At 30.1% G+C, this 12,784-nt stretch carries 12 protein-coding genes; 11 read left to right on the forward strand and 1 reads right to left on the reverse strand.

Annotated elements, in window-relative coordinates; translation table 11 throughout:
• Positions 1-26: 26 nt before the first annotated feature.
• The 9 genes from HMPREF1495_RS07420 to HMPREF1495_RS07460 are packed head-to-tail and all read left to right on the forward strand — an operon-like array spanning position 27 to position 10,237.
• Entirely contained in the window at positions 27-1,124 is a 1,098-nt protein-coding gene (locus HMPREF1495_RS07420) for a glycosyltransferase family 4 protein (RefSeq protein ID WP_034213357.1), read from the forward strand.
• 10 nt (positions 1,125-1,134) lie between these two features.
• A complete protein-coding gene (locus HMPREF1495_RS07425; RefSeq protein WP_034213359.1) occupies positions 1,135-2,310 on the forward strand; it encodes a glycosyltransferase in 1,176 nt (391 codons plus the stop codon).
• A complete protein-coding gene (locus HMPREF1495_RS07430) occupies positions 2,311-2,901 on the forward strand; it encodes an acyltransferase (RefSeq protein ID WP_051402815.1) in 591 nt (196 codons plus the stop codon). It begins immediately after the preceding gene.
• A complete protein-coding gene (locus HMPREF1495_RS07435) occupies positions 2,873-3,970 on the forward strand; it encodes a glycosyltransferase family 1 protein (RefSeq protein WP_034213360.1) in 1,098 nt (365 codons plus the stop codon). Before HMPREF1495_RS07430 ends, HMPREF1495_RS07435 begins: the two co-directional genes overlap by 29 nt.
• A gap of 18 nt (positions 3,971-3,988) precedes the next feature.
• Positions 3,989-5,410 carry an O-antigen polysaccharide polymerase Wzy gene (wzy, locus tag HMPREF1495_RS07440; protein WP_084544507.1) on the forward strand — a complete coding sequence of 474 codons (1,422 nt, stop codon included), beginning with the start codon at positions 3,989-3,991 and terminating at the stop codon, positions 5,408-5,410.
• A complete protein-coding gene (locus HMPREF1495_RS07445) occupies positions 5,394-6,422 on the forward strand; it encodes a glycosyltransferase family 2 protein (RefSeq protein ID WP_051402816.1) in 1,029 nt (342 codons plus the stop codon). Before wzy ends, HMPREF1495_RS07445 begins: the two co-directional genes overlap by 17 nt.
• A gap of 13 nt (positions 6,423-6,435) precedes the next feature.
• Positions 6,436-7,875, forward strand: coding sequence for an oligosaccharide flippase family protein (locus HMPREF1495_RS07450; RefSeq protein WP_034213364.1), 1,440 nt, complete (start codon positions 6,436-6,438; stop codon positions 7,873-7,875).
• Between the two features lie 16 nt (positions 7,876-7,891).
• The gene (locus tag HMPREF1495_RS07455) at positions 7,892-8,983 is read left to right on the forward strand and encodes an NAD-dependent epimerase/dehydratase family protein (RefSeq protein WP_034213366.1); all 1,092 of its coding nucleotides are present in this window, start codon (positions 7,892-7,894) and stop codon (positions 8,981-8,983) included.
• 15 nt (positions 8,984-8,998) lie between these two features.
• The gene (locus tag HMPREF1495_RS07460; RefSeq protein WP_034213368.1) at positions 8,999-10,237 is read left to right on the forward strand and encodes a nucleotide sugar dehydrogenase; all 1,239 of its coding nucleotides are present in this window, start codon (positions 8,999-9,001) and stop codon (positions 10,235-10,237) included.
• A 60-nt stretch (positions 10,238-10,297) separates the two neighbouring features.
• On the opposite strand, the gene HMPREF1495_RS07465 is transcribed toward HMPREF1495_RS07460, so the two are convergent.
• Positions 10,298-10,966: a phosphatase PAP2 family protein gene (locus tag HMPREF1495_RS07465; protein WP_034213369.1), complete on the reverse strand. Its 669-nt coding sequence runs from the start codon at positions 10,964-10,966 to the stop codon at positions 10,298-10,300.
• A gap of 200 nt (positions 10,967-11,166) precedes the next feature.
• On the opposite strand from HMPREF1495_RS07465, the gene HMPREF1495_RS07470 reads away from it, so the two are divergent.
• Together HMPREF1495_RS07470 and HMPREF1495_RS07475 are read left to right on the forward strand one after the other, a co-directional pair.
• Complete coding sequence (locus HMPREF1495_RS07470) at positions 11,167-11,775, forward strand: DUF6088 family protein (RefSeq protein ID WP_198013552.1); 609 nt, start codon at positions 11,167-11,169, stop codon at positions 11,773-11,775.
• Positions 11,768-12,766 (forward strand): nucleotidyl transferase AbiEii/AbiGii toxin family protein, encoded by a 999-nt coding sequence (locus HMPREF1495_RS07475; RefSeq protein ID WP_034213370.1) that lies wholly within the window; start codon positions 11,768-11,770, stop codon positions 12,764-12,766. The genes HMPREF1495_RS07470 and HMPREF1495_RS07475 overlap by 8 nt, the downstream gene beginning before the upstream one ends.
• Positions 12,767-12,784 lie beyond the last annotated feature (18 nt).

Below are 12,784 nucleotides of genomic sequence, written 5' to 3' on the forward strand. Positions count from 1 at the left end.
ATATAATTTAATCAAGAGGTATGTAAATGAAGCGTATACTTATAGTATGTACAACTGATTCGATGATATGGAATTTTCTTGTTCCACATATTATAGAAATGAAGAGACGGGGATATTATGTAGAATGTGCAAGTTCAATGACTGGATTTTATTATAAAGATATAGAAAATCATGGAATTATTATGAATGAGATACCTTTTGTGCGCTCACCATATAACTTAAAGAATATCAAGGCGTGCATGATGTTATATAGATTAATCAAAGAGAGAAAAATAGACACAATTTTTTGTCATGAACCTGTAGGAGGAGCTGTTGGCAGGTTGGTAGGTCATTGGTGTGGATGTAAAGTTATTTATATGGCTCATGGTTTTCATTTTTTCAGAGGAGCTCCTAGATCAAATATTGTTTATTATTGGGTAGAGAAGATACTTTCATATTATACAGATACGTTAATTACTATTAATAAAGAAGACTATAAAGCAGGACTGAAATTTAATTCAAAAAAATGCTATAAACTCAATGGAATTGGTATAAACACTGATAAATTCACTGAAAACAATGCATTCAAAATGTATCTTAATGACGAGTTTAAACTCCCTGAAAATGCTGTAAAAATTCTTTCTGTTGGTGAATTAATAACAAGGAAAAATCATAAGATAATAATCGAAGCATTAGCTAAGATAAATAATCCAAGGATATACTACTTTATAGCTGGGGAAGGTGATTTGCAAGAGGAGTTGTTTAAGACTATTCATGCACTAAAATTGGATAAAAAGGTTTTCCTATTGGGGTATCGTACTGATATAAAAGAACTGTGCAATTCATCAGATATTTTTGCATTACCATCAGTACATGAAGGACTTTCTGTAGCTTTGATGGAAGCAATGGGATGTAAAAAGGCAGTTGTGGCATCGAAAATCAGGGGAAATGTGGATTTAATTCGAGACAATAAGGGTGGATATCTTTGTTCAACATTTAATATTAGTGAATACGTAGAAGCAATAAAACTATTAGTTGATTCGCCAAATAGGATAGAACAATTTGGAATATACAATAAAGATTATGTTAAGAAATTTGATATTGATGTTATAAATAAAAAATTGATGGAAATAATAGAAGAGTAGGGTGGATTAGATGAATCTGATGTTTGTACATGATGTTAGGTCTGAGACGTATAATGAAGAAACTTTCGCAAGAAGCTATGGATATAAAATATGGGAAGAAAGATACTTGCCGGTGTTTAATAAAATAAATGTATGTTTTAGAAATAAAGACACGAACGTAGATTTAAATGGTATTTCTGATAAATCATCAGGACCAAAAGTTTTTTTTGATAAGAGAATAGGCATGTTTAAGGGGCCAGATGTTTTCTTTAGTAGAAGAATAAAAAACATATTACGGGAAAATATTAGGAACAATGATGCCGTCATCGTAAGGCTGGATAGTTTTTTAGGTTTACAAACAATATCTGAATGTAGAAAGATAAATAAACCATATATGATTGAACTGGTTGGGTGTGCTTGGGATTCATTTTGGAACCATGGTTTTTTAGGAAAAATACTTGCTCCATATCTATTTTTAAAAACTAAAATAGAGGTAAAAAGAGCACCTTTTGTTGTATATGTTACAAGAGAGTTCTTACAAAAAAGATATCCAACAAAAGGTATTAGTACAAATATTTCTAATGTAAAGATAAGTAAACAAAAAGAAAGTGATTTAAATGGTAGGATAGAGAAGATTTCAAGATTAGGTAATAAAATTATACTTGGCACAGCAGCTAATGTTGATGTTAAATATAAGGGACAAAAATTTGTTATAGAGGCATTGGGAAGGTTGAAGAAACAGGGCTATACACAGTTTGAGTATCAAATATTAGGTCCCGGAGATCAAAGATACTTGTTGGATATGGCAAGGAAATTTGGTGTTGAAAATCAAATTAAGTTACTAGGGTCTTATCCACATGAAAAGGTTTTTGAATGGATGAGAAATGAATTGGATGTTTATATACAGCCAAGCTTACAAGAAGGTTTACCTAGGGCGGTGATTGAAGCAATGAGTTTGGGGGTGCCATGTATAGGATCAGATGTAGCGGGTATTCCTGAGTTACTGGATAAGAAATGGGTATTTTCAAGAAAAAAAGATAAAGCAAATGAAATTTCAAAATTATTAAAAAAAATAAGTAAGGAAGAATTGAAAGTACAAGCAATACGAAACTTTAAAACGGCGGAGGAATATGATTACAATTTTTTGTTAGATAAACGATTTAAAATATTAGAAAAGTATAAGGATTTTATACGAAGGGAGAAGTGAATGCGTTATTTATTTGCTGTAATTAATAGGATTAAAACATTAATTTATTTAATAATTATAAAATTATGTAATTTCAGCAAATTTAATTTTGATGGAATTTCAGTTATAAGTATAAGCAGTATATTCAAAATAAGTGGTAATGGATACATATCTATTGGAAAAAACATTGGAATTCGTAGATGGTGTGAAATTTCGGCATCTGAATATGGGGAGATAAATATATCAGATAGAGTTTTTATGAATAATGGGTGTATGTTGGTGGCACATTCAAAAATTGACATTGGGGAAGGTACTCGTATGGGGCCTCATGTAATGATTTTTGATCATGATTATATTTACAATGACGCAGATAGGTTTGAAAAAGGTGAACACACTACAGCACCAATAATTATTGGAAAAAACTGTTGGATAGGAGCAGGAGCAATAATTTTAAAAGGTAGTAAAATTGGAAATAATTGTACAGTTGGAGCAGGTGCAGTTATAAAAGGAACTTATGCGGATAATTCACTTGTAATTCAAAAAAGAAATATTCAAATTCATAATATAGGAGAAAAAAATTGTTATGAAAAGAATACTACATATTTTAGATAGTATGGGAGTTGGTGGGATTCAAACTTTTATTATGAATGTATATAGATCTATAGATAGGGAGAAAATACAATTTGATTTCTTACTGCATCATAGACATGAAAAGTCATTTGATGATGAAATAATAAGCTTAGGCGGAAAAATATATTATTTACCATCAAGAAAAGAAGGAATTGAAAAAAATAAAAGAGCTTTAGATGATTTTTTTAAGAAATATAAAGAGTATAAAATAGTACATGAACATGAAAGCTCGTTATCATATATAGAACCATTGGTAGCAGCAAAGAATAATGGTGTACCCGTAAGGATAATTCATTCCCATAGTACAAGAATGCCCGGAAGTTTAATTCATATAATACTTCATTATTTAAATTCGTTAAGAATACATAAAGTAGCAACTCATTATTTATCTTGTGGTGAGTTGGCTGGAAAATGGATGTATGGAAAGTCAAGTGTAAAAGGAAAATATGATATTGTATATAATGGAATAGAGTTAGATAAATATGAGTTTTCCCAATATATCCGAGAAACTATGAGAGCAGAAATAGGATTAAAGGAAGAAATAGTAGTTGGACATGTGGGAAGATTTTCAAAAGTAAAAAATCATAAATTTTTACTTGATATTTTCAAAGCATTTCATGTAAGGTATTCCAATTCTAAACTTGTGCTTGTAGGAGATGGAGAACTGTCAAATAATATAAAGAACTATGCTACAGAAATAGGAATTTCTGAATCTATTATTTTCTTAGGAAATAGAAATGATGTAAATAGGGTACTTAATGCGTTTGACATTATGGTTATGCCGTCATTATATGAAGGTTTTCCTATTGTAGCAATAGAGGCGCAGACAAATGGATTACCATTATATTTATCAAATACAATTACAAAAGAGGCTTTAATTAAAAGCAATGTACACGCAATTAAACTTAATTCTTCAGCAGAATACTGGGCTAATAGCATTGATATAAATTTTAAAAGAGATATAGATAATAAAATATTATTTGATAAAGGCTTTGATATAAGAAATATAGTAAAAAAACTAACTGAACTGTATATTAAAGAAAACATATAATTTAGAAAGGCATATGTCGTGACTATAAATAAAAAAAGTCTTGTTTGTACATTATTATATTTATTAAATTCTGTAATTGAATATGCTTATATGACTCAAATAGATGATTACAGTTTTGCTTTATATATAGCATCATGTTTGATTATTTGGAACATTTGTTTTCAGATGATAATTTGGAGATTTATGGGAGGGCATCTAGTATCTCCTTTTATGGTATTTATGTATAGTTCATACTTATTTCATTCAGGACAAATCATAATGACTGCAATATTTCCAAATGAACATTTCTCGTATATAAACTATATTACTGTTTATATGCCAAATAGTAATTCTGTTATGAAGACATTGGAAATAGTTGTAACATGTCTCAATATGATTTTTTTAGGTGGAGTGATGGGTACCGGAATAAAATCAAAGAAAAATTTTAGTATTAAAAAAGTATATTCAAGAATAAATATATCTAGACAGGGATTATTATATGTGTCAAAGATTTTGATGATAATAGCAATTCCATTTAGGCTTTTTATAGATATTCAATCTATTGTTGCTGCAATATTTGGAGGATATTATGGAGCAATATCAGTAAAGTATTCAGGGATAATTGACGCAATTGCAAGTTTTTTTTATTCGGCTGTAATATTATATTATATAGGTCAGGAAAACAAAAAAAAGAGAACTCATTTTTTATTTGTAATAGTTTGCTATATATTATGCGTAATGTTGACAGGTAATAGAGGACATCAGATAGTTTGTTTACTGATGTTATTTGTAGTTATATCTTTGGAAAATTATAGATATAATATAAAAAAAATAGTTTTCAATATTGTATTGATGTATTTAGCTTTATGTTTCATTGATGTCATTTACACAATGAGAGAATTAGGAATTGGTTATTTCTTGGAAAATTTAATTGAAGTACTTGGACAATCTTTAAAAACAAATATTTTTTTTGAAACTATAGGTTCATTTGGAGAGACCATTTTTACCCCATACTTGGTTGTTGAAGGTTTAGATAACGGTACAATAGATCCTAAGTTTGGTGAATGTTTTTATAAATCATTGGTTTCAATATTGCCTTCAATAGGTGAGACTATGAGAAGATTAAATATTGAGGCTAACTTTGCTAAAATGCTTAATTCATGGAGCGCTATAGGTGGTTCTATCGTAGGAGAAATGTACTATAATTTTAGAGAATTATATTGGATATTTTCTATTCTAATAGGTATTTTATTATCTAAAATTTCTTTTAAAATAACAAATGGAATAAGGGAAAATGCGTATGCAGTATTATTATACAGTATACCAATATTTACTAATTTATTATGGTGGAGTAGAGACTCTATAGGTAATGCTATTAGAAAAATAGTTTGGGTGTGTGTTTGCATTTGGATTATAGAAAAAACAATGATAAGGAATAACTTATATGAAAAGCTTGATTAGTGTTATTGTTCCTGTTTACAATGTTGAAAAATATCTTAAAAAATGTATTGATTCTATAAGAGCTCAAACATACTCAAATATTGAGATTATTCTTATAGATGATGGATCCACAGATACAAGTGGGAGTATATGTGATGAATATGCAAATAATTTTGAGAACATAAAAGTTTTTCATAAAAAAAACGGTGGATTGATGTCAGCATGGAAATATGGATTTGAACATGCTTTGGGAGAATATATAGGATTTGTTGATAGTGATGATTGGATTGAAGCAGAGATGTACGATAAATTGTTATCTGCACTAAAGTCTACAAAGTCAGATATAGCAGTGGCAGGACTTATTAAAGGTGAATATATTTATGTGCAGCCATCAATATTTAAAGGTATCGTAAAATCAGAAGATACTTACTGTAAACTTATAAATGATGGTTCGTTTATGGGGCGTGGAATAATACCTTCAAGAGTAGTAAAACTATTTAAGAGTAAAATTGTAAAAAATGTTATTCCGTATTGTATAGACATTATTTCCTTAGGAGAAGATATGGTAATGAATTTTGCAGCATTTATGTTTGCTGATAGAGTGGTTTTTTTAAATGATTTTTTTCCATATCATTATAGAGTAAACTTAAATTCAATTACCCAAAAATTCGACTATAATATATTTGACAAGGTAATGTTGTTTGAAAATCAATTGGTTTTGATATCTAAGTTAAATAAATATGATTTTAGCTTACAATTAAATGCAGATCTAGGCTGTAATGTAATTAATATTATAGAGAGAATATGTCACTCTGATATTAAATACAATGAAAAGAAAAAATATATTTCAGAAATATATTTAAATAAAAAAAATATTGAGATATTCAAATCTATAGACTGCAGAAAATGGAGTATCAGATATAGAATATATCACATACTATTTATACGAGGGTGTTTTGATGCAATTATCGGATATGGAATTCTTATAGAGAAACTAAGAAAAGTAAAAAGAGTTTTAAAAAACAAAGGGTGACATTTGGGCATATATGTATAGAAAGAGTACATTTACTAAAGACCTTTTTATGGTTGCATTTAGTAATTTTGTTATATTAATAAGTAGTATAATAACAGGCTTTGTAGTTCCAAAAATACTTGGAGTAGTAGGATATGGATATTACAAAATATTTACATTATATTTATCATATTCGGCATTAATGCATTTAGGATATGTAGATGGAGTTTTATTAACTTTTGCAGGTAAAGAATATAATGAGTTGTCGCAAGAAAAGTTTAGGATGTATACAAAATTTTTCTTTTTTTTCCAATGTGTAGTTTCTGCATTAATAGTATTTATAGCTATGGTATTACTTAAAGACAGATATAAGCTAATATTTTTGTTTTTGGGAATCGATATATTTGCAATAAATATGACTGCATATTATCAATACATTTCACAAAGTACAATGCGTTTTGATGAGCTGTCAGTTAGAAAAATTATGTTTGCTACATTTAAGATTATACTTGTACTGTCGATAGTTTGGTTTAATTTTGTAAATAAAAGAAAGTTTATCGATGTAAATATTTATGTTGGTGGTCTTGTTTTTATCGATGTTGTACTGATGACTTGGTATGTATTTACATATAGAAAATTATCAATTGGCGAATGTGATAGTTTTTCAAATTGTAAAGATGATATAAAATCTTTTTTCAAAGAAGGAATAATTTTAACCATTGCTTATCAAGCTGCATCAATAGTATTTTCATTGGACAGTCAATTTGTTTCAGTTTTTTATGATGCAACAACATTTTCTATTTATTCATTTGCATATAGTTTAATTTCTATGGTTACAACAGTTATTAGTGCAGTTGCATTTGTGCTATTGCCAAGACTCAGAAAAATGAACGATAAAGAAAAAATAATGAATACTTTTTCCAACGCAATGGCACTAATAAGTATTACGGCAACATTATCAATGGCTGGATATCAGCCATTATGTATTTTGATTAGTAGTTTTTTTCCGGAATATATAGATTCGATTAGATATTTGAGAGTTATTACACCTGGATTGGCATTATCATGTTGTATAAATATTATTATGTTTACATACTACAAAGCTATAAATAAACATATGATTTATTTTAAAATAAGCTTAGTTTCATTGACAATAGCAATATTATGTAATTATTTAGCATATAAGTTTTACAATGATGCGATATACATTTCTTTTGCATCAATTATAACGTTAATCGTATGGTATATAATGAATGTAATATACTTTGTAATAAAATACAAGATAAATTGGAAGAAAAATTTTATCTATATTATATTATCTATGACAGTATATTATATATTTACATGGTATATAAAGAATGAAGTATTCAGTTGGATTCTATTTATATTATATTTTATTATATCAACTGGTGTAATGTATGCTGGAATAGTGAGAGAAATTTTAATGAAGTTTATTAATAGAAAATATATATAAATATATCGGGGGAAACATGAAAAAAGTAAATATTATACTCAGTAATAAAACAGTTCTAGTCACCGGCTCATCAGGTTTTATCGGCAGCAACTTAGTTATTGAACTGTTAAGAACTCAACCTTCAATTCATATCATAGGCATTGACAATATGAATGACTATTATGATGTATCTATTAAAGAATGGCGATTACAGCAGATTGAAAAAGTGTCTTTAGAACATACAGATTCAAAATGGACATTTATCAAAGGGAATATAGCTGATAAAGAACTTATTAACAGAGTATTTGATGAATATAAGCCTTCAGTAGTTGTAAATCTGGCTGCGCAAGCAGGAGTTCGCTATTCTATTACAAATCCGGATGCATATATAGAGAGTAATATTATAGGATTTTACAATATTTTAGAAGCTTGTCGTCACTCATATGACAATGGTGAAATCGGAGTGGAACATTTAGTTTATGCTTCATCATCCTCAGTATACGGATCAAATAAGAAGGTACCTTATTCTACGGACGATAAAGTGGATAATCCTGTTTCGCTTTATGCCGCTACAAAGAAGTCAAATGAATTATTGGCGCATTCATACAGTAAGCTATACAATATACCGTCAACAGGGCTTCGGTTCTTTACCGTATACGGACCGGCAGGAAGACCTGATATGGCATACTTTGGATTTACCGATAAATTGCTTACAGGTAAGACAATAGAGATATTTAATTTTGGTAACTGTAAAAGAGATTTTACATATGTAGATGACATAGTAGAGGGTGTAAAGAGGGTTATGCAGGCTGCTCCTGAAAAGAAAAATGGAGAAGACGGTTTACCGATTCCACCCTATGCCGTCTATAATATCGGAAACAATCAGCCTGAGAACTTGCTTGACTTTGTAAATATATTACAGCAAGAGCTTGTAAGTGCAGAAGTACTACCGGTTGATTATGATTTTGAAAGCCATAAAAAGCTTGTTGCAATGCAACCGGGAGATGTACCTGTTACATTTGCGGACACAAGTGCATTGGAGAAAGACTTTGGATTTAAACCACATACAAGTTTAAGAGACGGACTTAGAAAGTTTGCACAGTGGTATAAAGATTTTTATAAAATATAATCTTAGGAGGGGCATATGAAAATAGCAATAGCAGGAACAGGATATGTGGGGTTATCAATCGCAACTTTATTGGCACAGAATAATGAAGTGGTGGCGGTGGATATTATTCCGGAGAAGGTTGAGAAGATAAACAAAAGAATCAGTCCTATTCAGGATGAGTATATTGAGAAGTATTTCAAAGAAAAAGAGCTTAATTTGCTTGCTACTTTGGACACGAAGCTTGCTTACACTGATGCGGATTTTGTGGTGGTGGCGGCGCCGACAAACTACGATACACAAAAGAATTTTTTTGACACATCTGCAATAGAGGCAGTGGTCACAGAGGTTATAAAGTATAACCCGGATGCAATTATAATTATAAAATCAACGATCCCTGTAGGTTATACGGAAAGCATAAGGAGTAAATTCCACTGTGACAATATTATTTTCTCGCCGGAGTTTTTGAGAGAGTCAAAAGCATTATATGATAATCTGTACCCTTCAAGAATTATTGTAGGTACAGATACTATGAATGCAAGGCTTATGAAAGCGGCGGATAAGTTTGCAAATCTTTTAAAAGAAGGTGCGCTCAAAGATGATATAGAAATATTGATTATGGGTGTTGCAGAGGCGGAGGCTGTGAAGCTTTTTGCAAATACATATCTTGCACTTAGAGTATCTTATTTTAATGAACTTGATACTTATGCGGAGATGAAAGGACTTAATACGAAGGAAATCATTAGAGGTGTTTGTCTGGATCCTAGAGTCGGAGAGCATTATAATAATCCTTCTTTTGGATATGGTGGTTATTGTCTGCCAAAGGACACCAAGCAGCTTTTGGCAAATTATGAAGACGTTCCGCAAAATATGATTTCAGCTATTGTAGAATCAAATAAGACAAGGAAAGATTTTATTGCCGACAAGGTTTTGCAAAAGGCAGGATATTATAACTATGGAGAAGGAAGTGCCTATGATCCTACAATGGAAAAAGAGGTTGTTATAGGTGTATATAGACTTACAATGAAGTCAAATTCTGATAATTTCAGACAATCTTCTATTCAGGGTGTTATAAAGAGAATTAAGGCAAAGGGCGCTAAGGTTGTAATATATGAGCCTACTCTTGATGATAATTCTACATTCTTTGGAAGTAGAGTTATAAATAATATTGATATTTTTAAAGAAAACAGCGATGCAATAATTGCAAACAGATATGATGATTGCTTGGAAGATGTGAAAGAAAAGGTATATACAAGGGATTTATTTGGAAGAGATTAGTATTTAAAATACTGAATAAAAAAGGACATCATACTCAAAAACGGTACGATGTCCTTTTTGTTAAACTCTTATATTCTCTCTGTTATCATGGCTAATTGGCCAAGGTATCTTAGCGTAGATAAGCTGATAGATAACATATGAGAGTATTGTTGCTCCGACAACATCCAGGAATGAATGCTGCTTTAAGAATAATGTTGAAAGGCATATTGAAATCATTATTATGAATGAAATCGCCTTTACTTTTATATTGTTATAAAAGAATCTCGATCTCAATATGGCTACATGTGTAGCGATTGAGTTGAAAACATGAATACTTGGGAACACATTTGTATTGGTATCTGTTTTATATATAAAGGCTACCAGATGTGTAAAAATATTTTTGTTCGGATCAAGGTTTACAGGTCTTAAGTCTGTTCCGTTTGGGAATATCTGGCAAATAAAGAGTGATATACTCATTCCAAGTGCGAGATACAACCCGAATCTGTAAAACTCATCTACATCTTTAAAGAAGAAGAAAATCAGTACAGATGCTACATATATGAACCATATAAAGTACGGTATAATAAAATATTCATTGAATGGGATAATATCGTCCACCCATGTATGTAAGACATGATATTCATGTGTTATAGTTCTTTCCAGATACATATACCATGGTAGATATATGAAGGTATATAAGAAAACCCATGCATGTCTGTATTTCTTTAATATTTCATGTATTCTTTTCATAATGTCCCCTAAAATTAAATTGCGTTATATTTAAGATTCGTCTATAGATTGTATAGCTATATGAAAAATAATTCAAGCGAATTGGAAAAACAGATATTACAATTTATTGAAGAAACTTAAAGCATAAATGTAATATAATTATATATATGCATTTTGCACCGAATATTATATAATAATAGGTGCAAAGGAGGACTGATATAATGAATGCTAAGCAGAAAATTATAGATAGAATAGATATAATGGAATCTAAGGACGTTTTTATAGCAAATGATTTTTTTGATATTGCCGGATATGAGACTATAAAAAGCGTATTAAATCGTCTGGTACTGTCTAAAGAAATAAAACGTATTATTAACGGAATTTATTATAAGCCTAAATATATCGAGTATATTGGTGAGTATGAGGCACCATCAGTTAATGAAGTGGCTAAAGCTATAGCACGAAAATATAATTGGACTATTGCACCGTCAGGAAATACAGCTCTTAATTTATTGGGTTTATCTACGCAAGTTCCTGCTAAATGGACATATATTTCCGATGGAAGATATGTAAATTTTAGTTTTGATAATGTAACTATAGAATTTAAACATAGAAATAATGGTGAAATTTCAAATATGTCCACACTTACAGCAATGGTTATACAGGTAATTAAAGCCTTAGGAAAAGGAAATATAACGTCAGAACAGGTACAATATTTAAGTGAAAAACTGTCAAAAGAAGAAAAAGAGGAACTTTTAAAAGATGCCAGATATACCAGTGTATGGATATATGATATTATCAGAAAGATAAGTGAGGTGAAAAATGTTTGAGTATAATTATATTCCGCAAAAAGATCTGGAACAAATAATAAGAAATGCTGCACAGAAAAGTGGAGTAAATGAAGCTATTATAGAAAAAGACTATTGGGTATGCTTTGTACTTAACTATCTTTTTTCAATAAGTAAGTGGAAAGATGCACTGACTTTCAAAGGAGGAACAAGTCTTTCAAAATGCTTTAATGTAATACAAAGATTTTCTGAGGATATAGATTTAATATTGGATTGGAGGGCAATAGGGTATGGAATTAATGAGCCGTGGGAAGAACGTTCAAATACAAAACAAGATAAGTTTAATAAAGAATCAAATCAAAAGACTGAAGAATTTTTAAAAGGATGTTTATTACCACAAATGGAAGAAGATTTTAAAGAGATAATTGGAATCGATTTTAAACTCAGCATATATGAAAAAGAACCCCAAACTATATTTTTTGAATATCCAAAAAGCTATCAATCATCGTATTTGATACAGTCTATAAGACTTGAAATTGGCGCTCTTGCAGCATGGTCACCTTCAGAAGTTATTGGTATAGTACCGGATCTTTATAAGTCATATCCGGTACTGTTTAAAGGTAGCTTTATAGAAGTTAGAACTGTACGTCCAGAAAGGACATTTTGGGAAAAAGCCACCATCTTACATCATGAGGCAAATAGACCACGAGAACTTGCTATACCAAAAAGGTATGCAAGACATTATTATGACTTGTTCTGTATGTCAAACTCAATTTATAAAGATAAAGCTTTTCAGAACAAAGATCTTTTGGATAAAGTTGTAAAGTTTAAACAGAAATTTTATCCTAGAAAATGGGCTAAATATGAAGACGCAAGTTTTGACGCCATAAAGTTGGTACCGGAAGAGTACAGATTAAAAGAAATAGAGCTTGATTATAAAAACATGAAAGAAATGTTTTTCGCAGAACCGCCGAGTTTTGATAAAGTAATGCAAGGCATAGTATCGCTTGAGAAAGAAATACATAATTTATAGCATAAATAAAAAAGGGGA

Source organism: Lachnoanaerobaculum sp. MSX33, from assembly GCF_000512995.1.
Taxonomy (GTDB): domain Bacteria; phylum Bacillota; class Clostridia; order Lachnospirales; family Lachnospiraceae; genus Lachnoanaerobaculum.